The 23929-nt window shown below is 64.5% G+C and carries 19 protein-coding genes; 10 read left to right on the top strand and 9 right to left on the bottom strand.

Features of this window, described 5'->3' with window-relative positions:
- Window positions 1-33: 33 nt before the first annotated feature.
- The 3 genes from F0P96_RS17570 to F0P96_RS17560 all read right to left on the bottom strand — a co-directional run bounded on the left by F0P96_RS17570 (window position 34) and on the right by F0P96_RS17560 (window position 3954).
- Window positions 34-699 (bottom strand): DUF2306 domain-containing protein, encoded by a 666-nt coding sequence (locus F0P96_RS17570; protein WP_151080232.1) that lies wholly within the window; start codon window positions 697-699, stop codon window positions 34-36.
- Between the two features lie 62 nt (window positions 700-761).
- Complete coding sequence (locus tag F0P96_RS17565) at window positions 762-1475, bottom strand: hypothetical protein (RefSeq protein ID WP_151080231.1); 714 nt, start codon at window positions 1473-1475, stop codon at window positions 762-764.
- A gap of 274 nt (window positions 1476-1749) precedes the next feature.
- Window positions 1750-3954 carry a TonB-dependent receptor gene (locus tag F0P96_RS17560; RefSeq protein WP_151080230.1) on the bottom strand — a complete coding sequence of 735 codons (2205 nt, stop codon included), beginning with the start codon at window positions 3952-3954 and terminating at the stop codon, window positions 1750-1752.
- Window positions 3955-4304: 350 nt separating this feature from the next.
- Between F0P96_RS17560 and F0P96_RS17555 the strand changes: the two genes are divergently transcribed.
- The 4 genes from F0P96_RS17555 (at window position 4305) to F0P96_RS17540 (ending at window position 6917) form a co-directional block, all read left to right on the top strand.
- The gene (locus tag F0P96_RS17555; RefSeq protein ID WP_151080229.1) at window positions 4305-5258 is read left to right on the top strand and encodes a 3-oxoacyl-ACP synthase III family protein; all 954 of its coding nucleotides are present in this window, start codon (window positions 4305-4307) and stop codon (window positions 5256-5258) included.
- 4 nt (window positions 5259-5262) lie between these two features.
- Window positions 5263-5499 (top strand): hypothetical protein, encoded by a 237-nt coding sequence (locus F0P96_RS17550; RefSeq protein ID WP_151080228.1) that lies wholly within the window; start codon window positions 5263-5265, stop codon window positions 5497-5499.
- Window positions 5500-5579: 80 nt separating this feature from the next.
- Window positions 5580-6413, top strand: a complete 834-nt coding sequence (locus tag F0P96_RS17545; protein WP_151080227.1) for an aldo/keto reductase — start codon at window positions 5580-5582, stop codon at window positions 6411-6413.
- Window positions 6414-6467: 54 nt separating this feature from the next.
- Window positions 6468-6917, top strand: coding sequence for a GNAT family N-acetyltransferase (locus F0P96_RS17540; RefSeq protein WP_151080226.1), 450 nt, complete (start codon window positions 6468-6470; stop codon window positions 6915-6917).
- A gap of 18 nt (window positions 6918-6935) precedes the next feature.
- On the opposite strand, the gene F0P96_RS17535 is transcribed toward F0P96_RS17540, so the two are convergent.
- The gene (locus tag F0P96_RS17535; protein ID WP_160620470.1) at window positions 6936-8891 is read right to left on the bottom strand and encodes a tetratricopeptide repeat-containing sensor histidine kinase; all 1956 of its coding nucleotides are present in this window, start codon (window positions 8889-8891) and stop codon (window positions 6936-6938) included.
- A 334-nt stretch (window positions 8892-9225) separates the two neighbouring features.
- On the opposite strand from F0P96_RS17535, the gene F0P96_RS17530 reads away from it, so the two are divergent.
- From F0P96_RS17530 to F0P96_RS17515, 4 genes are all read left to right on the top strand, one after another.
- A complete protein-coding gene (locus F0P96_RS17530) occupies window positions 9226-9627 on the top strand; it encodes an ester cyclase (RefSeq protein WP_160620468.1) in 402 nt (133 codons plus the stop codon).
- A 503-nt stretch (window positions 9628-10130) separates the two neighbouring features.
- Complete coding sequence (locus F0P96_RS17525) at window positions 10131-10490, top strand: general stress protein (RefSeq protein WP_151080223.1); 360 nt, start codon at window positions 10131-10133, stop codon at window positions 10488-10490.
- A 294-nt stretch (window positions 10491-10784) separates the two neighbouring features.
- Complete coding sequence (locus F0P96_RS17520; RefSeq protein WP_151080222.1) at window positions 10785-12089, top strand: PAS domain-containing protein; 1305 nt, start codon at window positions 10785-10787, stop codon at window positions 12087-12089.
- Between the two features lie 42 nt (window positions 12090-12131).
- Window positions 12132-12485: a hypothetical protein gene (locus tag F0P96_RS17515; RefSeq protein ID WP_151080221.1), complete on the top strand. Its 354-nt coding sequence runs from the start codon at window positions 12132-12134 to the stop codon at window positions 12483-12485.
- Between the two features lie 82 nt (window positions 12486-12567).
- Here the strand turns inward: F0P96_RS17515 and F0P96_RS17510 are convergent, their stop codons facing one another.
- On the bottom strand, window positions 12568-14247 hold the full coding sequence (locus tag F0P96_RS17510; protein ID WP_235917518.1) for a RagB/SusD family nutrient uptake outer membrane protein: 1680 nt from the start codon (window positions 14245-14247) through the stop codon (window positions 12568-12570).
- A gap of 21 nt (window positions 14248-14268) precedes the next feature.
- The gene (locus tag F0P96_RS17505) at window positions 14269-17313 is read right to left on the bottom strand and encodes a SusC/RagA family TonB-linked outer membrane protein (RefSeq protein WP_160620466.1); all 3045 of its coding nucleotides are present in this window, start codon (window positions 17311-17313) and stop codon (window positions 14269-14271) included.
- Window positions 17314-17795: 482 nt separating this feature from the next.
- Between F0P96_RS17505 and F0P96_RS17500 the strand changes: the two genes are divergently transcribed.
- Window positions 17796-19466, top strand: a complete 1671-nt coding sequence (locus F0P96_RS17500; RefSeq protein ID WP_235917517.1) for a M28 family peptidase — start codon at window positions 17796-17798, stop codon at window positions 19464-19466.
- A 64-nt stretch (window positions 19467-19530) separates the two neighbouring features.
- Here the strand turns inward: F0P96_RS17500 and F0P96_RS17495 are convergent, their stop codons facing one another.
- Both F0P96_RS17495 and F0P96_RS17490 read right to left on the bottom strand, forming a co-directional pair.
- Window positions 19531-21054 (bottom strand): glycosyltransferase family 39 protein, encoded by a 1524-nt coding sequence (locus F0P96_RS17495; RefSeq protein ID WP_151080219.1) that lies wholly within the window; start codon window positions 21052-21054, stop codon window positions 19531-19533.
- Between the two features lie 268 nt (window positions 21055-21322).
- Window positions 21323-21565 (bottom strand): hypothetical protein, encoded by a 243-nt coding sequence (locus tag F0P96_RS17490; RefSeq protein ID WP_151080218.1) that lies wholly within the window; start codon window positions 21563-21565, stop codon window positions 21323-21325.
- Window positions 21566-21753: 188 nt separating this feature from the next.
- Here F0P96_RS17490 and F0P96_RS17485 point away from each other — a divergent pair, with 188 nt between their 5' ends.
- Entirely contained in the window at window positions 21754-23118 is a 1365-nt protein-coding gene (locus tag F0P96_RS17485; protein ID WP_151080217.1) for a YfcC family protein, read from the top strand.
- A gap of 111 nt (window positions 23119-23229) precedes the next feature.
- On the opposite strand, the gene F0P96_RS17480 is transcribed toward F0P96_RS17485, so the two are convergent.
- Window positions 23230-23625, bottom strand: a complete 396-nt coding sequence (locus F0P96_RS17480) for a DUF6960 family protein (RefSeq protein ID WP_151080216.1) — start codon at window positions 23623-23625, stop codon at window positions 23230-23232.
- Window positions 23626-23929 lie beyond the last annotated feature (304 nt).

Genomic DNA, 23929 nt, shown 5'->3' with positions numbered 1-23929 from the left:
TAGACACGGCAAGATAAGGCAGAAGCGCAGTGGCTACCCGGCCGCGCTCGGCAACACGGGCAGCGGCCAACCGGGCCGCAGGGCGTAGTACAGCCCAAAACCCAGCACCAGCCCGAGGCCCAGCGCCGACGGCCCAAACTGGCTGTAGGGCTTGTACTGCGGCAGCACCGTGCCCGTGAAGGCCGACACCAAAGCAAAGTAGGCGCTGATCATCTTCCAAAGGTGGTCGTAGCGCCAGAGCGTGCGGCGCCACACGGGCACGAAACGGAAGCGGGCCAAATCATAGAGCGTCATCAACACCAAGGCACCCAACGTGGAATAGATGATGCCCGGCGTCCAGACCAAATCGATGAAGCGCAGGGCCAGCACCAACCCCACGCTGCCCGCCAGAAACCCGGCCGCCACCCAGCCGTCGAGGCGCGTGGGGCCGGCGGCGCGGGTGCGCACCGCCCGGTAGCCCGACCACGCTTGGTACACGCTCAGCAGCACAATGCCCACCAGGTAGCCCCGGAAGTTGAACACCGCCAAGCCCAGCACCGCCGTCACCAACACGCCGGCCGTGGCCACCAGAAACCAGCGGCCAAAGCGCCGGTGCACCGCGCCGCCCTTGCGCCCCAGCATGGGTACCAGGCCGAGCAGCATGGCCAGCGAGCCGCAGAAAATATGCTGGCCGATGTTGAAATGATGAAGCAGGGCCATAGGCAAGCAGAAGGTAGGGAAACGCCCCAGCCGCCGAAAGCAGAGGCGCTTCCTCAACTTGGTTACTTGGCAGCTTGGGCGTCGGCGGGCTTGGCGCTATAGGCCGCCAGACGGCCGTTCAGCTGCCGCTCGCCCCAGTTGGGCGCCAGCGGGCCGCTGGGCTTGAAGGCGGCGAAACGGGCCTTGGCTTCGTCGTAAAGGGGCTTGGCGGCTTCGGGGCCACCGCCAAACATCTTGGGCGTGTAGTACACGTTGTTGGCCTCCACCAGATAAGCGCGCGGGTTGGCTGGGTCCAGCTTTTTGGCGGCCGCCAGCGTCTCTTTCACTTTGGCCGAGTAGGTCATGGAGCGGGCCATGGGCGAGACGCCGAGGCGGGCCTGGTAGATGTAGCCTTGCAGCACGAGCAACTCGGCTTCGTCGCCGCCGAGCTTGCGGGCCTGCTGCAGCGCGGTTTCGGCCTGGTCGAGCAGCAGGTCCTTGGCGTCGCCGCTTTCCTTGGAGGTGAAGCAGGTGATGAGGCGGCCGTAGGCTTGGTAGTAGCGCGGCAGCCAGTCGGCGGGCGCCACGGCGGCGGCGCGCTCAAACTTGGCGGTGATTTCCTGCAGCTGAGCCGGGTCGCCGGTGCTCATGAGCTCGGTAATGGTGGCCGCCATCATGTCGGTATAGCCGGCCGGCGCGGCGGCAGTGGCGACCGGGGCGTTATCGGCCGTTTTCTTCTGGGCCGGGGCCGTGAGCGAGGCAGCAACGAGGGCGAGAACGAGGAGTTGGGTTTTCATGGTAGTCGGGGGTCAGAAGAAGAAGTGGGAAGTAGCGGTTGAGTGCTTCAAAGGTGCCCCGGGGCGGCCGGGGCCAAAACTTTCTATTACCGAAGCGTCGGTTGGCCCCGATGAACCGTGCGGTGGCGGGTGCGAGTCGCGGGCGTGCCGGGCAGTGTTCCGCATTTCGGAATGGCTGCAACGTGGCGGTAGCACGAACCTTCAGATGGCGTATTGAGGAACGACGAGACGTCAGCAACGACCCGCGAACCGAAAATTCGCGCTACAGCCGGGCTTAGTCGGGTGCCGTTTCGGTGTCGGCGGGGCGGTGCTTGTTGATGGAGATGAGCAGGCCCACGAACAACATGCGCGGGGCCGAAGGCGTGACGGCTACGCCCTCGTAGCGGCCGGCGGCATCGGGCGTGGCGGCATAGCGGTAGCCGTACACGTTGTTGCGGCCCAGCACGTTGGAGCAGGAGGCGTACACGATGGTCAGGTTTTTCCGAATCGTAGTCAGGTAGCTCACGCTCAGGCTTACGTCTTGGTAGCTGGGCGTGCGACGCTGGTTGTAGCCCGGCCGGTTGGGGTCGAAGTAGGCCCGCGGCGAGCCGTAGCTGTAGGTGCCGCTCACCTGGGTGTGCAGTTGGCTGATCCAGTATTTGCCCACCACCGAGAGGTTGTGGCGCGAGGCAAAGGTGGGCACGGCCAGCACCGGGTCGGTGCGCTGCTGGCGGCGGGTGTCGAGCAGGCCGTAGCTCACCCAGTAATCGGTTTTCTTGAAGGTCTTTTTGTCGCGCCAGAAAAGGTCGAGGCCGCGGGCATAGCCGGTACCGGTGGTGTGGTAGGCTGTGGGGTCGAAGGGCGCGGCGGGGTTGTAGCGCGTCAGGTGGGCGTAGTCCTTGTAGTATGCTTCGGCGCGCAGGGTGCGGTCGTCGTGGCTGCGCTGGTAGGTGAGCAAATAGTGCGTGGCGCGCTCAAACCGCAGGTTGGGGCTAGAGTGCGCGGCGCGCAGCAGGTCGTTGGCGGGCGTTTGGTAGAACAGCCCGAACGCGCCCGACACCTGCGTGCCCTCGCCCAATTGGTAGGCCAGGGCCAGGCGCGGAGCGGCGTTCCAGCGCCCGAGCACGGCCGAATATTCGGCCCGCACGCCGGCGCGGGCCACCAGCTCGTTGCTCAGCGAAATGTCCGATTCGGCGAAGGCGGCGGCACGCTGCTCCGTGAAGCCGGATTGCAACGCGGCCGTTTCGGGCGTGGCCTGGTAGCGCATCTGGTAGCGTTGGCCCAGCAGCTCGGTGCCCAGCTTCAGGTTCCAGTAGGCGCTGGCCGAGTCGTTGGTAACCACCACGCGGCCCAACAGACTTTGCTCCAGCTCGTGCACGCGCTGCACGTCGGGGCGCACGTCCTGCTCGTCGCGGGTGCCGGCCAAGCCGGTTTGCAGGCTCCAGCCGCGTTTCAGCGGGCTACGAAACGAGGCATTCACGTATTCGTTGTTGCTCAGCAGGGCCACCGGCCGCTGGCCGCCGGGGTAGCCGGGGTCGGCCTGGGTGAGGGCCATTTCCTGGCGCGTGAAGGCGCCGTACAGCTTCAGCATGCCCAGCTCGCCGGTGCGCTGGCGCACGGCCACCGAGCCACCCAGACTTTGCGGAGCCACCCGCCAGCCAAAGCGCTGCGGCACCAGCCCGTAGTAGGGCTGCAGGTTGATGTAGTCGCCCGTGACGGCTACCGAGCTACGCTCCCAGCGCTGCTGGTGCGAGAGGCTGAGGCCCACGGAAAGCAGCGAAATGCCGGTTTGCGTTTCCGCGGGCAGGTCCGTTGAGTTCAGCCCCACCACGGCCGACAACGCCTGTCCGAACTCGGCCGAGTAGCCGCCGGTGCTGAACACGGTGCCTTTGAAGAGCATCGGCGAGAAGCGCCCCCGCGAGGGCACTCCCGACACGCTGGCGTTGTAGGGACTTTGCAGCGGCAGGCCGTCGAGGTACTGCCTGGTTTCGCCGGCCGCGCCGCCGCGCACAAACAGCTTGCCTTCTTCGCCGTTGCGGGTGGTGCCGGGCAGCGTGTTCAGGGCCCCGCTCACGTCGGCCAGCGCGCCGGCCGTCGTCACAATGTCGAGCGGCTTGAGCACCGTGGTGCGGCTTTCACTGGCCTCGAAGGCCCCCGCCGTGATGGTCACGTCGCCGAGTTGGTTGCGCACCGGCTTGAGCACCAGGGTCAGGCGCCGGGCCGAGCCGTCGAGCACCACCGGCTGCTCCTGCGGCTCATAGCCCAGCAGCGTAACGACCAGCGGCAGCGTACCCGTTTTGCGGGTGCTGAAGCGGAAGCGGCCCAGCGAATCGGCCGTGGCGCCGTCGAAGGTGGTCTTCAGGAACACGTTGGCGCCGGGCAGCGGCTGGCCGGCCGCGTCGCGCACGGTGCCGCTGAGGGTGGTGGCGGGGGCCGCCGTCTGGGCCGATAGCCGCAGCGCGGCGGTCAGCAGGCAGAGCAGGAGTAGCAGGCGTTTCATGGGAGGTAGCAGCTAGGTGACGGCTCAAAAGTGGCCGGCTGCTGCCCCTGCGGAAACTAAAGCTTACCGAAGCGTCGGAAAAGCGGGATGAAGTGCGTGGCGCCGTGGTTGTGCGGGAGGCGCGCGGTGGGGATTGGTGCACCAGCCGGCACTTTCGCTCACAGGATCTACTCGAGCACTGGCCTGCCCACCCGGCGGCTTTCTACCGCGTGATGGGACCTGCTTTAAGCCACTGCCGCAGGCGCCTGGCACAACGCGCCGGGCGGGCCCTCGTACGTCAAGGGTGCCTACCTTTGGCCCGGCGTTTCCCGTTTTCGCGCCGCTTTTCTTCCGTTACCCCATCCTTTTCCGTGTTCCTTCACCACGTCGCCGCCTACCTGCCCCATACCGTTGTTGCCAACGACCACTTTACCCGTCGCAATGGCCTTTCGTCCGATTGGATCATTGAGCGCACCGGCATTCGGGAGCGACGCCGCGCGGCCCCCGGCGAAAACACCAATACCATGGCCATCGAGGCCACCAAGCGGGTGTTGCGCGAGGCGCCCGGCATCGACATGGCGGAAATCGACCTCATCGTAGGGGCTACATACACGCCCCACGACACCATCGTGACCCTGGCCCACGCCGTGCAGCACGCCATTGGGGTAGCCGATATTCCGGTGGTCAGCATTTCGTCGGCCTGCTCGTCGCTGCTGAACGCGGTGGAAATCGTGCAGGGCTACTTCGCCTTGGGCAAAGCCCGCCGGGCGCTGGTCGTCACCTCGGAGCACAACACCGCCTACAACAACGAAGACGATACCGTGGCCGGCCACCTCTGGGGCGACGGCGCGGCCGCGCTGCTGTTTTCGGCCGAGCGCCTCTCCCCCACCGATTTGCTTGTGCGCGACGTAATTACGGCCGGCGCGGCCACCGTGGGCAAGGCCACCACCGCCGTGGTGCTTCAGCCGCTCGACCGCAGCATCATCATGCCCCACGGCCGCGACGTGTTTCAGTATGCCTGCCAGTACATGACGCGCGTAACGGAGCAGATTCTGGACCGCCACCGCCTCACCGTGGAAGACGTTACGTGGCTGATTCCGCACCAGGCCAACCGCCGCATCAGCGACGTGGTGCTGCGCAACACCGGCCTGCCGCCCGAACGCCTTGTGTCGAACGTGGAAACGCTGGGCAACACCGGCTGCGCGGGCGCGGCCATCGGCCTGGCCGATACCCTGCCCCTACTGAAAGCCGGCGAACGGGTGGTCGTCACGGTGTTTGGCGGCGGCTATAGCTACGGTGCTATGCTGCTGGAGCGCGAAGCCTAGCGCTATGCCCTGGCACTACATCGGCTCGTGCCCCGACGGCGAGAGGTTTTTGCTTGACGGCGTGAACGTGTGGGACGCGCCCTGGCACGACACGCGCCGGCACGCCCGCATCTTCGACCCGCTGTATCAGCAACCGATGGTGTTCGGTGTGTACGAGCTGCGGCTGCCGGCCCGCACCATCACTTTTGCAGCGGGCGAGTTTTCCAACTGCGTCTGGGGTTTCTTCCGCGAGGCTTTATAGCGCACAGCAATGCCGCAGGCTGATGTTCGGCCGAACGCCACGCGGGTGGTTCTGCGTATAGCCGCCAAACCGCTACGCCCATGCTCACCCGCCCTATTCCCGCTACCCAGGAGCCACTGCCGGTTATCGGCCTGGGCACCTGGCAAACGTTTGATGTGCCGAACGCAGCTGCCCAAACCGGGTTGCTCGAAACGCTGCATACCCTCCACGCATCCGGGGCCCGCGTCATCGATTCGTCGCCGATGTACGGGCGGGCCGAACAGGCGGTGGGCGAACTGACCGAGGCCCTGCGCCCGGAGCTGCCCGCAGCGGCGCCGTTTTTCGTGGCCACCAAAGTCTGGACGCAGGGCCGCCAGGCGGGCATCGCGCAAATGGAGGAATCGATGCGCCGCCTGCGCCGCCCGGTGCTCGACCTGCTGCAGATCCACAACCTGCTTGATTACCAAACCCACCTGCCCACGCTGCGCGAATGGCAGGCCGCCGGCCGCGTGCGCTACCTCGGCATCACGCACTACGTCGATGGCATGCACGCCGAGCTGGAGCGCGTGCTGCGGGCCGAGCCGGTGGAGTTCGTGCAGTTCAACTACTCCATTCTCGACCGCCACGCCGAGCAGCGCCTGCTGCCCGCGGCCGCCGACCTGGGCGTGGCCACGCTCATCAACCGCCCGCTCACCGAGCACAATTTGCTGGCCCGTGCCGCCGGCAAGCCGCTGCCGCCCTGGGCCGCCGACTGGGGTATTGGCAGCTGGCCGCAGTTTTTCCTAAAATTTATTCTGGGGCATCCGGCCGTTACGTGCGTCATTCCGGCCACCCGCAACCCTGCTCACCTCGCCGACAACCTGCAAGCCGCGCACGGCCCGCTGCCCGACGCGGCCACCCGCGACAAGATGGCCGCGCTGGTGCGGGCGTGGTAACGCACGGCTCCGCCAACCGCCGCCGTACTTTTGTCGCCGCTACCACCATCTGCCATGACGCTAACCTGGACCAGCAAGCCCTACGCCGCCCTTGCCCTCGACGAACTGTACGCCCTGCTGCAACTGCGCAGTGAGGTATTTGTGGTGGAGCAGGCCTGCGCTTTTCAGGACATCGACGGGCAGGACGCCGCGGCCCACCACCTGCTGGGCCTCGCTCCCGATGGTCGCTTGGCCGCCTACGCCCGGCTGTTTGCGCCCGGCGCGTGCTATGCCGAGGCCAGCATCGGCCGCGTGGTGGTGTCGCCGCAGTTTCGGCGCTCGGGGCTTGGGCAGGCACTCATGCGGGAGGCGTTGGCGCAGTGCGAGCGGCTGTTTGGCACCGGGCCCATCAAAATCGGGGCGCAGCAATACCTGCTCGACTTCTACCAAAGCTTTGGTTTCGAGCCCAGCAGCGCCGTGTACCTCGAAGACGGCATTCCGCACCTCTCCATGCGCCGCCCCTGACGAGTCGACTCCGCCGGCTTAGTTCAGCGGCAGCGTAATTACGAATTCCGTCCCCTCGCCTTCCTGCGACTCTACCACCAGCGTGCCGCCGTGCCCGGTACTCACGATGTCGTGGGAAAGCGAGAGGCCGAGGCCGGTGCCTTCGCCCACGGGCTTGGTGGTGAAGAAGGGCTGGAAGATTTTGGCCTTCACGCTCTCGGGAATGCCCGTCCCGTTGTCGCGCACCCGAATGGTGACGGTGTCGAACGCGCGGCGGGTAGTGACGGTAATTTCAGGGGTGTAGCCGGGCTCGTTGCCCTGCTGCTGGCGCTGGCGCACGGCGTAAAGGGCATTGGTGCACAGGTTCAGCAGCACGCGGCCCAGGTCCTGCGCTACCACGGGCGTAGGCGCCAGGTGCTCGTCGAAATGCGTGGTGAGCGTGGCGTTGAACTGCGGGTCGTGGTTGCGCAGGCCCTCGTAGGCGAGGCGCAGGTTTTCCTGGGCCAGCGCGTTCAGGTCGGCGGCTTCGCGCTGGGCCGTGCCGGTGCGCGAGTGTTCCAGCATGCCCTTGATGATGGCCGTGGCCCGCTGCCCGTGCTGGCTGATGTTGAGCAGGTTTTGCTTCAGTCCGTCGAGAATTTCGCGCTCCAGCTTTCCGTCGCGGGCCAGGCGCTGCGCCCCGTTTATCTCGTCGATGAGGTCGGTGCTGACGGCCGCAAACTGCTTCACAAAGCCCAGCGGGTTTTGCAGCTCGTGGGCCACGCCAGCCGTCAGTTCGCCCAGAAACGCCATTTTCTCGCGCTGCACCAGTTGAAATTGCGTCGCTTTCAGCTCGGCCAATGACTCCTGCAGCGCGGCGTTGGTTTGGCGCTGCTGCCGCTCGTGCCGCGCCAGCAGCCCCACCAGCAGCAACAGCGCCACCACCCCGGCCAGCAGGGCGTAGGTGCGGTAGCGGGTTTTCAGAGCGGCCTGGTCGGCGGCGGCTTGCCGGGCCCGCTCGCGGGCGTTGTAGTCGATGCTTTGCAAGTGCATGACTTTCTCCTGCCCAAACAGCGTATCCTTCATGGCCAGCACCAAGCTCTGGTACTTGAGGGTGCTATCGGCGGGGCCTTTGGCCTGGAAGTTTTGGGTGAGCAGGGTGCTGGCATTCAGCACCCCGCGCAAAAAGCCATTCGACTGCGCGGCGCGGCAGCCCAGGCGGGCGTAGTAGATGCTGGAATCGGGGCGGCCGAGCTGCTGGTAGAGCGTGGCCAGCCCCACGTAGGCAAAATTGGCGCCGCGCTCGTGCCCGATTTGCCGCGACTCGGCAATGCTGCGCCGGTAGAAATCGAGGGCTTGCGCGGTGCGGCCCTGCTTGCGGGCTACCTGGCCCAGTCCGTAGAGAATGTAGTTGGTGGGCGTGTGCAGGCGCTGGGCCAAGGCATACGCCTGCTCCTGGTAGTAGCGCGCCGAATCGACCTGATTAAACAAATCGTAGCCCAGCCCGATGTTGCTCAGCTCGATAACCATGCGGCGCTCATCTTGCAGCGCCTGCCCAATGCGCAAGGCCCGGAAGTAATAGGACATGCCCTGGTGCCGGTCGCGCAGGTACACGTAAATGATGCCGATGCTGCGCAGGTTTTGGGCCTGCAGGGCACGGTCGTGGATGCTTTCGGCCACGTGCAACGACTGCTGAAACAGCTCCAGCGCCTGGGCCAGGTTGCTTTCGCGCAGGGCGGCGCCCAGGCGGTTGAGGGCTTCGCCTTCGCCGTGGCGGTAGTGGATGCGCCGCGCCAACGCCAGCGCCCGGCGGGCGTAAGCCCCGGCCGAGTCGGTGCGCAGGGCCCAGTACTGGTCGCTGATCTGGCAGAGCAGCAGCACGCGGCTGCTGTCGGGCATGGGCAGTTGCGCTTGCCGCATCAGCTTGTCGAGGGGCTGGCTCTGCGCAACGGCGCGGCGGCCCATGCCCGACAGCAACACCACCAGCAAAATCAGCAGACGAAACCAGGCGGGCATGCGGCGGAAAAACAACGGAAACAAAGGGAAGTGAAGACAGTCAACCGGAAGCGCGGCGTGCGGTTTCGAACCTGCGAATATCTGCCTATTTTCTTTGATTTCCCGCATCAGCCCGGCCACGCTTTCTGCGCCACGTCCGCCAGCTTCTTTCTTGACCCGCGCATGCGTTGCTTCTGTTAGTCAGCTCAATGCAGCAAATCAAGTCGCACGAAACCAAACCGGGGCATGCGCTTCGTCCGGCCACTCGGTCCAAAATAATCAAAAACCGCTATATTAAAGTACGCCGGCTGCGGCTGGCGGTGCTTTATGTTCAACCTTCTACGCTGGTATGCCCATGCGCCCACTACACTCCACGCTCCTGTTTCGCTGGTTCGATGAAGTTTGGAACCAGGACCGCCCCGATGTCATACCCGCACTGGTGCACACCGAAGCCACCATTCGCGGGCTGGTACCCGACGACGACGCCCGCGGTCCGGCCGCTTTCCGGGCCTTCTACGACCAGTTCCGCGCCGACTTCCAAGACATTCACATCGAGGTGGAGAAAGTCGTGTCGGAAGACGACTACGAGGTGGCGCTGTGCGCCGTGCGGGCGCAGCACCGCACCAGCGGCACGCCCGTGTCTTTTTCGGGCCTGTGCATGGTGCACCTGCAAGACGGCCAGATTTACGAGGGCTGGAACCACTTCGACTTTGGCAAGCTGCAGGAACAGTTGGCCCCGGCGGCGGCCATGGCTTGACCCGTCGCCAGCCCCACAAAAAAGCCCCGGCCTGCTTCCAGGTCGGGGCTTCGTGTTTACCAAAAGCTATTCGCTCCGGTCGCGCAGTTTCTTTTTCTCCTCCTTGGCCGCTTTTTTCTCCTGCGGCGTTTTGGTAGGCTCTTTCTTTTTTTCCTTTCGGGCGTCCTGGGCTTTGGCCATGGCGGGTTAAAATTTTAGGTGAGTAACAGCACGGTTTGCTAACGCCCGGCCGTTGGCGGGGGTTGCGCGGCGGCGGCAAGTAAGAAAATTCTGGCGTGCCAAAATAGAACCGGGCCCGTAAAAGAACCCGACCACCGTTTTCGTAAATCCCGTACCTTCCTTGTCCGACGACCACCCCGCCCCGTAGGCGGGTTTTGCATTCCGCAGCGCCCGCGCCGCGGCCCCGGTGGACCCGCCGCAGGGCGGGTCAGTAGCAAGTGCCTCTTATGCGCCCCGCGCCACGCTGCGGGGCAGTGCCTTCTCATCCTTCACCTTCTGACCCCATGGTACGTTCCCCTCATTCCGTCATTGGTTTGTTCAGCAACCCACGCACGGCGCAAGAAGCCGTCGAGCAGCTCACCGCCAACGGCTTCGCGCCCGACCACGTGGACATTTCCGACCACGACATCGTGACGACCGAAAACCCCACCGGCGAGTTTCCCGAAAATGACTCCCTCCACCATTTCATGCGGCGCCTGTTTACCAGCGACAGTGAGGAGCAGCTGGAGGCCGAAGCTTCGCACCGCGGCGGCGTGGTGGCCGTGCACCTGCAAACCCACCGCGAAGCCGAGCACGCCCGCGAACTGCTGAACCAGTACGGCGCCGTGCGCATCCACGAGCTGGGCATTGGCGACCGGCTTTAGACCGGCTTTGCAAGCCGTTTTTTGAAAAGCGCGGAGCCCTCTCCGCGCTTTTTTCGTGTCGCACTCCGGCTACCCAGCCCGTACCGGCACCAACTACTTGCTGGCGGGCAAGTAGCAGGACATTCCGGTTACGAAGGCCCCAACGGCGGGTAGTTTTAACTGCCGCGCTAAACCTTTACCTCGGCCCGAGGTTTTTGGGCCTGCGGTTTCGGTCGTAGCTTTACCCCTCCCCCAGCACCGCCCGCGCAGGGCCGCGCCTCATTTGCTTTCCTGCTTCGCTTCCTTGCCAACGCTATGGCCGATTTTATGTCTCCGGACTATCAAAAGCTATTCCGGGCCCTGCCCGATAACTTTCTGCTGATTGCGCCGAACCCCGAGGCCACCATCGTCGACAACACCGATAGCCACGTGGCCGTGTCGCTCAAAAGCCGCGAGGAAGTTGTGGGCAAGCCTTTTTTCGAAGCCTTTCCTTCCGCAAACCAAAACGAGGGCGACGTCATCCGTAACTCACACGAGCACGTGCGTCGGCACCTTGAGCCGCACACCATGCCCCTCATTCGCTACGACCTGAAGGTACCGGACGAGCAGGGCGGCGGCTTTGAGGAAATGTATTGGCAGGCCACGCACTTCCCCATTCTCGACGATGCGGGCCAGCTGCAGTACATTTTGCAGCGCACCCAAAACGTAACCGAACAGTACCACGCAGCCCAGCAGCGGGCCTTGATGGAAAGGGAACTGGCCGACAGCCAGGAACGCACGCGCTTTATCCTGGACTCGTTACCAGTACTGATCTGGACGGCCCAGCCCAACGGCCAGCGCGACTATTTCAACCCGCGCTGGCTGCAGTTTACGGGCCGCACCGTCGAGGCTTCCCAAGGCCAGCAATGGGCCGACGACATTCACCCCGACGACCGGGCGCGCGTGCTCAGCACCTGGCAGCAATGCGTGGGCACCGGCGACACCTACCAGGTGGAATACCGCCTGCGCCGCCACGACGGCCAGTACCGCTGGGTGCTGGTGCGCGGCGTGGCGCGGCGCAACGCCGAGGGCGCCATTACCATGTGGGTGGGCGGCGCCACCGACATTCACGACACCAAGCTGATGGTGCAAGAGCTGCTGGAAGCCAACGAAGCCCAAGCCGCCGCCGCCGAGCAGGCCTACGAGGCCTACCAAATTGCGGCCACCCAGCGCGAAGCCTTGCACACGCTGCTGATGGAGGCGCCGGCCATGATATGCATCCTGCGCGGCCCCGAGCACCGTTTCGACCTGGTGAACCCGCTCTACCAGACCCTCTTTCCGCACCGCCAGCTACTGGGCCGCACCGTGGCCGAGGCGCTGCCCGAAGTGGTGGGCCAGGGCTTCGTCGACATCCTCGACAAGGTGTACACCACCGGCGAAACGTTCTTCGGCAAGGAAGTAGAGCTGCAGCTAGAACGCGACGCCAGCGGAGCGCTCCAAACCACCTACTTCAACTTCACCTATCAGCAGTTCCGCGAGGGCAACGCCGTGGCCGGTATTCTGGTCTTTGCCTTCGAAGTAACCGACTTGGTACGGGCCCGCCGGGCCTTGGGAAACGATACGCCGGATGTTCGTGGCTAAGCCCCTTCTGTTTCTTCTTTCGGCTATTTTCCGCACCGTATCATGGTGATAACCAGCCTGGATTTCCAGCAGGCCCGCATCAAGCAGGTGCTGTTCAAATCGCGGCTGAGGTCGGTGCTCTATGGCGTGCGCGAAGCCGACGCCGAGCTGTTCTCGCTTCAGCACAACCCTTTGGGCCAGTGGCTGCAAACGGTGGTGAAGCCCCACTACAGCGGCCGCCCCGAGGTGCGCGAGCTGGAGCGCGCCCTGCAACGCATGCTCGACACCGGCCGCGAACTGGCCGACCAGTACCGCCGTGGCCAGCTCGAAGAAGCCCGCGCCGGCCTGGAGCGCATTGATATCCACGCGGCGCAGATCGAGGAGCTGCTGCAGCGGCTGGAGCGCAACGCCAGCTAGCCCTTGCCCGCGCCCTGCACGCAAAGCGCCCCGACCGTAACCTACAGTCGGGGCGCTTTGCGTGCGGGTATGGCCTTGCTGGTTAGCGGTAGTCGGAGTTCTGCTTGAACTCCTCCTTGTTGGTAATGGCGTCGAGCTGGCGCTGCGGAATGGGGCGCACCACGTGGTAGTTCTGGATGCTGGCGCCGGCTTCGGGGTTGTTGGCGCGCACACGGTCCACCAGCTTGCCGGTGCGTTTGAGGTCAAACCACCGGAGCTGCTCGCCGGCAAATTCGCGGGCCCGCTCGTCGAGAATAAAGTCCAGGGTAACCTGGGCGGCGCTGATTTCCATGGCCGTTTGCTGACCGGGCTTGGCCGCGCGGCGCCGCACAGCGTTGATGAGCGGCACGGCCGAGCCGGTGTTGCCGAGCTTTAAGTACGCCTCAGCCGCAGTCAAGTACATATCCGAGAGGCGGATGACGTAGGCGTCGCGCGAGCTTTGGGCCTCGTTGAACGTGGCGCGGGTGGGGTCGTCGAACTTCTTGAGCGTGACGTAGTGCAACCGGTCGCTGGCGGCCCGCCCGGCGGCGTTGTACACCCTGTTCACATCCCAGATAACGTACTTCTTGGTAGCAGCCACGGCGGCCGGAATGGCGCGCTTGGTGGCCAGAATGGCGGTGTCGCCTTTGGCCAGCTTGCCGGCCACGGGAGCATTCGTGTACCACACGCTCTTAAACGAGGCGTCGTAGCGGGCGTCCTTGGCGTCGTCGAACAGGTTCAGCAGGAAGCGTGTGGGCATGAAGCGGTTGAACGGCCGTCCGTTCTCGGTGTCGCGGGTCATGCCGGGCTGGTCGTCGTACTTCATCAGGAACAGCAGGTGGCCGTTGTTGCTGCCGCGCGGGTGGCCGCCGGGGTAGAGCGAAGCGTCCAGCAGGTCGTTCATGCTCAGGTCCTTGGAGTAGTTCACAGCCCACACTACCTCCTTGTTCTGCAGGTTGCTCATGGTCCAGAGGTCGGCATACACGGGTTGCAAAGCCAAACCGTAGGCGCTGATGACGTGCTCGGCCAGCGTGGCGGCTTTCTGGTTGTGCAGTTGGGCATCGGGCATGCCGGCCTCGCCGCGCGTCAGGTGCATTTTGGCCAGCAGGGCTTCGGCAGCGGCTTTGTTGGCGCGACCGTAATCGGCGGGCGGCGTGGCGGGCAGGTTGGCCACGGCAAAGTCGAGGTCCTCGAATATCTGCTTGTAGAAGCCGTCCACGGAGGTGCGCTGGGCCGTGGTTTGCACGGTGGTGGTGGGCGACGTGCTCAGGTGCACCCCACCCCACTGCTCTACAATGTGCCACAGGTAGAAAGCCCGCAGGAAGCGCAATTCGCCTTCGCGCACCAGCTTGCGGTCATCGGGCAAGCCCGATTTGCCCACGTAGGAAATGCCCGCATTGCACACGTTCACGGCGGCGTAGAACTGGGTCCACAGCTCGGTAACGGCCCGCGACGACGACTGCAGCGTGGCGTAGTCGGTCAGGTCGGGGTTCACGTCGCCGGCACCGCGCAGCCACAGGTCGGTGCCCATTTCCGACATGCTGTAGCCGTCTTCTTTGCCGTACCACCAGCGGCTGTAGGAGTAGGCGCCGTTCACCAGGCTTTCGAAGCCGGCGGGCGTGGTGTACACGTTTTCGGCGGTGAGGCCGGAGGGGTTGTATTCTTCCAGGGCTTTATCGCAGCCCGGCAGGGCCAGCAGCAGGCCGCTAGCCATCAGAATCGGACGGAGTTGACGAAGGTTCATGGTCGTAGGGTGCGAGCCGCGTTAAAAGGAAAGGTTCAGGCCCACCGTTACCACGCGGGGGATGGGGTTGGAAAGCGGCGAGAGGCCCACGGCAAGGCCCGACGAACTGGCCGCGGAGGTAAACACCTGCTCGGGCGCCGAGGTAGCAGCCGAAGCGGCACGCTCGGGGTCGTAGTTCTTGATGTGGCTCAGCACCCAGAGGTTTTTGCCCTGCACGTATACCCGCGCCGTGCCGAAGCCGATTTTCTGGAGCACGCTCGTGGGCAGGGTGTAGCCCAGCGTGACGGCGCGCAGCTTCAGGTAGGTGCCGTCGCGGTAGGCCAGGGTATTGCCGTAGAGGCTGTTTTGCAGGGTGCTCTTCGAGAGGCTGGCGTCGGGCCGCGGGAAGCGGTTGGTGGGGTTTTCGGGGGTCCAGTAGTCTTGTTTCGACGAGTTTTCGACGCCCTGCGGGTCCCACAGCTGGTCGTACTCGTAGCGGATGGTCTGGCCGTAGCGCACAAACCACTGCATCGAGAAGTCGAAGCCATTCCAGGTCACATCGGAGTTGAGGCTGCTGCTCCAGCGCGGCAAAGCCGAGCCCAGGATTTTGCGGTCGGCGGCGGCGGTAATCTTCCCGTCGCCGTTCTGGTCGCGCACCTTAATCTGGCCGGGCTTCTGGTTGTAGCGCATGGCCTCGTCGGCTTCGTTGAGCTGCCAGATACCGATTTTCTCGTAGTCGTAGAACACGCGCGTGGGGTGGCCCACAAACCAGCCGTTCAGCAAATCGTCGCTTTCGGTGGCCAGCTGCAGAATTTCTTCCTGGTTGGCAAACCAGGTGCCGCCCACGTTCCACTGCACCTTGCCGTTGTCGACCACGCGCCCGTTCAGGGCCACTTCGATGCCGCGGTTGCGGGTGCGGCCCACGTTCTGGGTTATCACGCCCACTCCCGAAGTAGCCGGCAGGAACCGGTCGATGAGCAAGTCGCGGGTGCGGGTTTCGTACACGTCGACCGAGCCGCTGATGCGGCCCCGCAGGAAGCCGAAATCGACGCCTACGTTCTTGGTAGTCGATTTTTCCCAGGTCAGGTCGGGGTTGCCGATGCGCGAGGAGTACACGTAGCCCGGGGCCGAGGCGTCGCCGTAGGCAAACGGAATGCGCGTGAGCAACGACTGCGACGAATAGGCCGGAATGTCGTAGTTGCCGGCCAGCCCGTAGGAGGCGCGCAGCTTCAGGTCGCTCACAACGGTTTGGTCGGCCAGAAAGCCTTCGTCGATGAGGCGCCAAGCCACGGCGGCCGAGGGAAAAAACGCGCCCTTATGCCCGGCTGCCAGCTTCGAGGAGTAATCCTGCCGGCCGGTGAGGGTGAGCAGGTAGCGGCTCTTGTAGCCGTACTGCACGCGCCCGGTAAACGAAATCAGCTTGCTGTTGACGTAGGCGCTGTTGATGCCCATTTGCTGGTTGGCGTTGGCCAGCGCGTAGTAGAGCTGGTAGCCCAGCAGCTGGTTGCGGCCCTGCGCCGTTTCCTGCTCGGTGTTGAAGGTGAGCAGCGACGACACGGCCGTGGCCGTGATGGAATGGTCGCCGAAGGATTTGTTGAAGTTCAGGATGTTTTCCCAGCTCCAGTTGGTGTTGAAATCGACGCCGTAGAACGACTGCGGCGTGGAGCCGGCAATGTCGATGGTGTTGGAGCCGCGGTAGATGCCGGTGCGGGCGTTGGCCAGCGTCAGGCCCAGGTTGGAGCGCAAACTCAGGCTGGGCAGAATCTGGTAGGCGCCGAAGGCGGTGAGAAAGGTGCGCGTGGTGCGCACGTTGTTCTGGTAGTTGCCGGGCTGCTCGTCGGCCAGCGGGTTCACGTCGCGCCCGTTCTGCAGAATCGACAGAAAGTTGCCGTTGGCATCGGTGGGCGAGGTGAGCGGGTCGATTTTGTTGGCCAGGTTCAGCGGGTCGCGCCGCGCGTTCTGGTTGTAGTAGGTCAGCTGGCTTTGCAGGCCCACTTTCACCTTCGTGTTCAGGGCGTGCTCCAGGTTGAAGCGCGTGGTGTAGCGCTTCAGCTCGTCGAGCCGGAACACGCCTTTCTCGTTGAAGTAGTCGAAGGAAAGGTAAAACTTGGTTTGGTCGCCGCCGCCCGCAATGCCCACCTGGTGGTCTTGCTGCATTCCTTTGCGCAGCAGCAGCTTGGGCCAGTCGGTCCAGGTGCCGTTGGCCAGTGCGGCCTGCTGGTAGGCCGCGCCAAAGATTTTGGGGTCGTCGGCGGGGCTGTTCCACAGGCCGGTGGTGCGGTTGGCCTGGCGTTTCTGCTCAATGTACTCGGGCCCGGTCAGCACGTGCGGGTAGTTCACCACCTCGCTCTGCCCGATGTAGGAATTCACCGTCACCCGCGTCTTGCCCGAGGCTCCTTTCTTTGTCGTCACGATGATGACGCCGTTGGCACCGCGGGCTCCGTACACGGCCGTGGAAGCGGCATCCTTGAGCACTTCCATGCTCTGGATGTCGTTGGGGTTGATGTCCTGAATGGAGTTGTACTGCACGCCATCCACGATGAACAGCGGGCCGTTGTTGGCGGTGAGGGAGCGGTTGCCGCGCACCGTAATGTTGACGCCCGCGCCGCTGGCCCCGCTGGCCCGCGTGATGTCGACGCCCGGCAGCCGGCCCTGCAACGATTCCATTACGTTGGTGGTCGGCAGCTTCTTCAGGTCCTCTTCCTTTACCGACACGATGGCGCCGGTCACGTCGCTTTTCTTCACCTCGCCGTAGCCGATAACCACCACCTCGTCGAGGGCTTTCTGGTCGGTTTTCAGGCGCACGCTCAGGTTGCTTTGCTTGCCGGCGGCCACGGTTTGGGGCAGGTAGCCCACGTAGCTGAACACCAGCGTCACGGCGTCGCCCTCGGGCACGTTCAGCGAAAATGCCCCGCTTTCGTTGGTCACGGTGCCGATGCTGGTGTTCTGCACCACCACGTTCACGCCCGGCAGGGCCTCCCCGCTCGCGCTGTCCAGCACCTTGCCGGTCAGGGGGCGGGTCTGCTGCGCGGCCGCCAGCGTGCTGATGCCCGCCAAGGCCGCTGTAAGTAGTACACCGTGTTTCATGGAGGAAGAAGTTTGATTTTTCGAAGAAAGGCCCGCCACCGCAGTCGGCCCTTGCCCAAGCCAAGTTGCCGGTAAATCGCGCATTACATAGTTATAGAGCCATATTATTTGCGCAATCGTTACCGGGAACGTTGCCAAAGAAGATGGACTTACAACAGCCTGACGCGCACCTATTGGACGCAATTCGATTGACAGCACAAACCGGGTACAGTTGAGGCAGCCTGGGGTGCCGCGCAATTGCACGCAACGCCGCTGGGCGCCAGCGCCTACAACGCGGCCAAAGCAGCTCGTTCTTGCACTACTTGGCGGCACCAGCGCCGCAGTGTAGTACCCGCAGCGCGCCCGCTGCAACCAGGAGGCGCCGGTTCGCGACTACCAGCTACCGTTGCGGGTTTGCGCAGGTGCTGCACCACGCACTTTGCGCCCATCGGTGCAGCCCGCCCGGCTCGTGGCTACGAACCGGGCGGTTACTTTTGCACTCCATGCCGTTTCCTTCCATGACCCTCCCCCGCCTGTGGCTCACGCTAGCCAGTTGCGCCGTGGCCGCGCCCCTCGCCGCCCAGTCCCTCACCGTCGGTAAAAAAGTGGCCCGCGCCCTGGAGCAGGTGCAGCCCGCCGACTTCAAAGCCCACGTGCAGTACCTGGCCGACGACAAGCTGCTGGGCCGCCAGCCCGGTCAGCCCGGCTACCAAATGGCCGTCGATTACGTGACGGCGCAGTTGAAATCCTTTGGCGTGCAGCCGGCCGGCGAAAACGGCAGCTACGTGCAGCGGGTGCGGCTGCGGCGGGCCTTCGTGAAGCCCAACACCCGGCTGGCGCTTCGCGATGCGCAAGGCCAGAGCCAGCCCCTGACGATGGGCACCGATTACACCGTGTACCCCAATCCTGAAGTACCGAGCCTGCCGGTGCAGGCGCCGCTCGTGTTTGCCGGCTACGGCATCAGCGCGCCCGAGCTGGGCTACGACGACTACCAGGGGCTGGACGTTACCGGCAAGATTGTCGTTGTCGTTGCCGGGGCACCGCGGCCGTTTCCCTCGACGGTGGCCGCCGCCAGCCAAAGCGCCCTGACGGTGATGCGCAACGCGGTGCAGCACGGCGCCGTGGGCGTCATCATTGCCGCCTCCAAACCGAAAGCCATGTTGTCCGACCTCAAACGCGGCGCCTACAGTGTGCTGGGCACCGATGGCAAAGTGGCGGCTTCGCGCAGCTACGTGCCGGGCGGCGCGTTCAAGCTGCTGGGCAACGTGACTGCGGCCACGTTTCAGCGGCTGCTGGCGGCCGCCGCCGTCGATACGGCGCAGGCGTTTGCGGCGCTGCGCAGCGGCAAGCCGGCTTCGGTAGCCCTGCGTCATTCCCTCGACGCCGCCGTGGAAGCCCGCTACGAAGAACTGGACACCTACAACGTGGTGGGTCAGCTGCCGGGCGCCGACACCCGGCTGCGCAGCGAGTACGTGGTGCACTCGGCCCACCTCGACCACATGGGCATTGGCGCGCCGGTGAAGGGCGACTCGATTTACAACGGCGCCCACGACAACGCCACCGGCGTGGCTTCGGTGCTGGAAATTGCGCGGACCTACGCGAAGCTGAAAGGCGCTGACCGGCCGAAACGCTCCATTCTGTTTGTGCTGCAAACCGGCGAAGAGCTGGGGTTGCTGGGCTCGGCCTATTTCGCGGCCAATCCCACCGTGCCCAAAGCCAACATTGTGGCCGACGTGAATACCGACATGCCCACCATCATTGCGCCGCTGCTCTCGGTGGTGCCGCTGGGCGCGCAGCACTCCACCCTCGACGAGCCCGTGAACCGCGCCGCGGCCTACCTGAACCTGGCCGTGGAAGCCGACCCCGAGCCCGAGCAGAACCGCTTCATCCGCTCCGACCAGTTCAGCTTCGTGATGCAGGGTATTCCGGCCCTGCACATCAAGTACGGCAACAAAACGGCCGACGGCAAAAACGACCTGGCCAAGACCGTGCAGGCCTGGCGCGCCGTTACCTACCACAAGCCGCAGGACGACATGAGCGGCACCTTCGACTTCGAGGCCGGCAAAAAGTACGTGCAACTCAACTTCCTCATCGGCTACCAGGTAGCCAACGCTCCGCAGCGCCCCACCTGGAAGTCCGGCGACTTTTTCGGCGGCCGCTACGGCGCTAAATAGCTCTAGCTTACCTCACCCTTGAAAAGCCAGAATGCAACGCGCATTCTGGCTTTTCTACTTCCAATTACTGGCCCGTCCAGGAAAACAGCTCCCGGCGATGCTCGGCGTACACGGTGTCGAGAATAGCGCGGCTGGGGTGCAGGCCCAGGGTGATGCGCGTGCCCCGCTCGCGGGCGTAGGGGTTCTGCACCTCGGCCATGCGCCGGTAACTGCTGAAGTGCGCGGCCAGGCTGTCGGGCTCGTCGTCGACGAGGATGAGCTGGCGGAAGGCCTGCCGGGGCGGAAACCAGAACAGGTAGCTGCCGTTGGTACTGGCCGCCGCGGGCATGGCGCGGTGGCGGTTGAAGTAGTTGATGGCGCTGGCCTGGCCGTAGTTGGCGCACAGAATGAGCGTGCGGGCGCGGGTGGAATCGGGCAGCGCCCGGTACACCTGGTAAGTTTTGTCGGCCATTTCCTGCCAGCCCACCATGTCGGCATAATCCTGCGGCAGGGCGTGGTTTTGGCCATCTTCCCAGCGCATGAGGCCCAGGCCGGCGTATTTCTTGCCCAGCTCCTGCATGCGCGCCGGCGGGTAGAGCGTGAATACAAACGGCAGCAGCGGCAGAATAATAAGCACCGGCACGGCCAGCAGTACCGGCTTCAGGTACAGGCCAAAACGCCAGCGGCGCAACAGGGCTTCCCACCAGGCCGCGCCCGCCGCAAACAACGGCGGGTAGTAGCCCAGCGCGTAGTAGTTTTTGCCGTGCAGCCCGGTGAGAATCAGCAAGCCTGCCAGCCACACCCAGGCCAGCACGCGGTAGGGCCGCAGCGGGCGGTAGAGCCACAGTGCCAGCAGCCCCGGCAGCCACACCCACACGGCCGGAAAGCACATCAGCAGCTGGTCTTTCCAGAAGTCGGCGGTGGCCACGTGCACCAGCTGCGACTCCTGGAGCTTGTGCATGTGGCGCAGAAACGGAATGCCGTGCGTGAGCTGCCACACCAGGCTGGGCGCAAACAGCAGCGCCGCCAGGGCCGCGCCGCCCCAGAAGTGCCGCGTGGCAAGGGCGCGGCGCAACGGGCTCAGCAGCAACGCCACGCCCAGCGCGGCAATGAAAAAGAACGTGGTGTACTTGTTCAGCAAGCTCAGGCCCAGCACCGCGCCCAGGGCGTACCAGTGGCGGGCATTGGGCTGCTGTACCTCGCGCACCAGCAGGTAGCAGGCCAGCGTGAAGCCCAGCACTTCCAGGGAATTGGGCTGAAACAGGAAGTTCAGCCGGGCGTAGCCCGCCACGAGGTAGCACACCCCGGCCAGCGCCTGCCCAAACCAGCCCGCCCCCAGCCGCTGCGCCAACCGCACCACCACGTACACCGTGAGGGCGCCCCAGAGCAACGGCCAGAACTTCACCCACACCCAGTCGCCGCCGAGGGCGTGGGTAATGGCAGCCTGCACAGCCGTAAGCGGCGGCACTTCCAGAAAGCCCCAGGCCAGGTGCCGGCCTTCTTCGAGGTAGAGGTATTCGTCGCGGTGCAGCTCGTAGGCGCGGCTGGCCAGCCCGTAGCCGGTTAGGAACTTGAGGACCAAAAACAGCAGGGGAATGGCTCTTTTCATGAATGCGGCGCGGGTGGGCGACGCAAGAAAGACAGAAAAGCACCATTCCTCGACCCGGAGCTGCGCGAGGAAGATTCGCTCATCTGGTCATTGCCCGCACATCGGTTAATACCTAGTCACTTGCAACACAACTGCATGCAACAATTTAAATTGTTGCATGCAGTTGTGTTGCAAGTCAGACTGAGTTCATCCGCATAAAACTGGCTGAGGCTATTGCTACGTGTGACCGGCGGATCGGCGGGCTTTGCCAGAGTTTTGGGCCAGACCTCTACCACTCGGGCAGGCGCACGGCGTCGAGCCAGGGGTGCAACACGGCGGGCTTGCGGAAGAGGTGAATGAACAGCACGCGCTCCTCCCCTACCAACCGCCACACTTCGGCGTAGAAATCCTCCAGCGCATACAGCTGCAGTCGGCAGCCGTGCTCGGCGCGGTCGGCCAGGTGGTGGCCGGTGCGGAGCAGGTGGTCGGTTTGCTGACCGAGCGTGAGTTGGGTGAAAGCAGCGAAATTCATACAGCACGGGGCGCCCACGGCGCCGGTAGTCGAAGATACAAAACCCGGCCGGGCTAGCTGGCCGCTGACCCGGCGAAACAGGGCCGAAAGTGCGTCAACACCCAGCACAGGCCCCGCGTGCCCATTCCGGCAACGGTTTCTTTTGTAACCTTGACGCGCGGCTCGTTCGCCGCCCACGCCCGCCGCCGATGCCTACGTTCCGCTTTCCGCACCCGCTGGTGCTGTTGTTTGCCTTCATTCTGCTGGCCGTGGCCGCCAGCTACGTGCTGCCCGCCGGCCGCTTTGCCCGCCGCCACGACACCGCCACCGACCGCGAAGTAGTGGTGCCCGGCTCCTACCAGCGGGTGGCGGCCACGCCCGTTTCGCCGCTGGCCGCTTTCACTGCCATACCCAAAGGCCTGCAGGAAGCCGCCGACGTGATTTTCCTGGTGTTTTTGGCCGGCGGTGCCTTCACCGTCGTCGACCAAACCGGGGCCCTGCGCCGCGGCGTCGATTGGCTGCTGCTCAAGCTCAGCGGCCGCGAGGTGCTGGTCATTCCGGTGGTGGCGCTGCTGTTTGCCACCATGGGCGCCCTCGAACACATGCAGGAGGAAATTGTGCCGCTCGTGCCGGTGCTGCTGGTGCTCATGCGCCGCATGCGCTACCCCGCCATTACGGCCGCCGCCGTGAGCCTGGGTGCCGCCGCCGTGGGAGCCGCCTTCAGCCCCATGGACCCGTTTCAGGTGGGCATTGCCCAGAAGCTGGCGGGCCTGCCGCTGCTGTCGGGCGCTGGGTTCCGCCTGGTTTTTCTGGCCGGGGCCTTGCTCATCTGGATTGGCGGCACAATGCGCTTCGCCCTAAAGCACCGCGTGCCCGCCGCCGCCGACCCCATTACGAGTACCGACGAGCAGGCCGATGCCGCCGAGCACGAGCAGGGGCACCGCCACGGCCTCGTGTTGTTGCTGCTGCTGGTTACGTTCGCGTTTTTCACCTACGGCGTGCTGGAGCTGGGCTGGGACTTTGGCCAGATGACGGCCCTGTTTCTGGCCCTGGGCATTGCCGCCGGCCTCGTGGGTGGGCTGGGCCTCACCGGCACCGCCGAGGGCTTCATCAGCGGCTTCCGCGACATGGCGTTTTCGGCCGTGCTCATTGGGTTTGCCCGCGCCATTTTTGTGGTGCTGGAGCAGGGCCAGATTGTCGATACCATCGTCAACGGCCTTTCGGCGCCGCTGGCGCAGCTGCCGGTGGTGCTATCGGCCCTGGGCATGCTGGTGGTGCACACGGCCCTGCACCTGCCGGTGCCCTCCACAAGCGGGCAGGCGGTGCTCACCATGCCTATTCTCACCCCGCTTTCCGACTTGCTCGGCCTTTCGCGGCAGGTAACGGTGCTGGCCTACCAATACGGGGCGGGCTTGTGCGAGCTGATAACGCCCACCAACGGCGCCCTCATGGCCATTGTGGCGGCCTGCGGCGTGCGCTTCGACCAATGGTGGAAGTTTGTGCTGCCGCTCTATCTGCTGTTGATTGCGCTGGCCATTGTGGCCATCGTGCTCGGTATTGCGCTAGGCATTTGACGGGCCTGTGGCCCTGTTTCCGGCGCCTAAAAACGGGTAGAAAACGCCCATTAACGCAACGGCCCGGCTTCGTACGAAGCCGGGCCGTTGCGTTGAAGTAAAGACAGGGCGCTACTGGTTTCTCAGCTCGTCGGCCTCGTACACTTGCGGCACCTTCTTTTTGCGCACTACCATCTGGTAGCGGGCACGGTGGGCGCTTTCGTCCCAGAAAATATCGGATACCACGCCGCGCAGGCGCGGTTGGCCGGGTTCCCAATTCACGGTTTCCACGGCGTCGCCGAAGCCAAAGGGTGGCCGGTCGATGGGCCGAAACAGTTCGGGGCGCACCAGGTAGTTGCGCTCGTCGTAGCGCAACGTTATCCATTCTTCGTCCTCCCCGATTTTCTCGAACACCTTGTCCAACGGCTCCACCCACTCAAAGGAGCGGCGGTTGGCAGGGTGAATGTAGGAATACCCGTAGGCGGGCGACCAGCCGTAGAGGCCGTACTGAAGCATGGGACGAGGCACAGGCAGCGAAGCAAAAAGGATAGATACCCGGAAAACACCCAACCGCGCGGGTGAGTTCGGCCGCGAAAATAGTACGCAGTGGCTGCCTCATCGAATTATCGGGGCTGAAATGGAGGCAGGAAGCCAGCTGGGACTGCACTGGTCAACGGCCCGGTTGCGGACCGCACGCAGCCGGGTGGGTTGGCCTTTCCCGGTTTTCACGGACGGGTTTTCCCAACTCACGACAATCTTCAGCAAGGGGCTCATTATGAGATAATACTGATTAATATCTTATTTTAACAATATCAATATTCGTTTTTCCTTT

The sequence above is a fragment of the Hymenobacter busanensis genome, assembly GCF_008727865.1.
GTDB lineage: Bacteria > Bacteroidota > Bacteroidia > Cytophagales > Hymenobacteraceae > Solirubrum > Solirubrum busanense.
This window is presented reverse-complemented; position numbering and strand designations above follow the sequence as displayed.

Coding starts and splice junctions, on each gene's coding strand:
- F0P96_RS17570 (WP_151080232.1), bottom strand. CDS start 699: ATGGCCCTGCTTCATCATTTCAACATCGGCCAGCATATTTTCTGCGGC.
- F0P96_RS17565 (WP_151080231.1), bottom strand. CDS start 1,475: ATGAAAACCCAACTCCTCGTTCTCGCCCTCGTTGCTGCCTCGCTCACG.
- F0P96_RS17560 (WP_151080230.1), bottom strand. CDS start 3,954: ATGAAACGCCTGCTACTCCTGCTCTGCCTGCTGACCGCCGCGCTGCGG.
- F0P96_RS17550 (WP_151080228.1), top strand. CDS start 5,263: ATGCCCTGGCACTACATCGGCTCGTGCCCCGACGGCGAGAGGTTTTTG.
- F0P96_RS17545 (WP_151080227.1), top strand. CDS start 5,580: ATGCTCACCCGCCCTATTCCCGCTACCCAGGAGCCACTGCCGGTTATC.
- F0P96_RS17540 (WP_151080226.1), top strand. CDS start 6,468: ATGACGCTAACCTGGACCAGCAAGCCCTACGCCGCCCTTGCCCTCGAC.
- F0P96_RS17535 (WP_160620470.1), bottom strand. CDS start 8,891: ATGCCCGCCTGGTTTCGTCTGCTGATTTTGCTGGTGGTGTTGCTGTCG.
- F0P96_RS17530 (WP_160620468.1), top strand. CDS start 9,226: ATGCGCCCACTACACTCCACGCTCCTGTTTCGCTGGTTCGATGAAGTT.
- F0P96_RS17525 (WP_151080223.1), top strand. CDS start 10,131: ATGGTACGTTCCCCTCATTCCGTCATTGGTTTGTTCAGCAACCCACGC.
- F0P96_RS17520 (WP_151080222.1), top strand. CDS start 10,785: ATGGCCGATTTTATGTCTCCGGACTATCAAAAGCTATTCCGGGCCCTG.
- F0P96_RS17515 (WP_151080221.1), top strand. CDS start 12,132: ATGGTGATAACCAGCCTGGATTTCCAGCAGGCCCGCATCAAGCAGGTG.
- F0P96_RS17510 (WP_235917518.1), bottom strand. CDS start 14,247: ATGAACCTTCGTCAACTCCGTCCGATTCTGATGGCTAGCGGCCTGCTG.
- F0P96_RS17505 (WP_160620466.1), bottom strand. CDS start 17,313: ATGAAACACGGTGTACTACTTACAGCGGCCTTGGCGGGCATCAGCACG.
- F0P96_RS17500 (WP_235917517.1), top strand. CDS start 17,796: ATGCCGTTTCCTTCCATGACCCTCCCCCGCCTGTGGCTCACGCTAGCC.
- F0P96_RS17495 (WP_151080219.1), bottom strand. CDS start 21,054: ATGAAAAGAGCCATTCCCCTGCTGTTTTTGGTCCTCAAGTTCCTAACC.
- F0P96_RS17490 (WP_151080218.1), bottom strand. CDS start 21,565: ATGAATTTCGCTGCTTTCACCCAACTCACGCTCGGTCAGCAAACCGAC.
- F0P96_RS17485 (WP_151080217.1), top strand. CDS start 21,754: ATGCCTACGTTCCGCTTTCCGCACCCGCTGGTGCTGTTGTTTGCCTTC.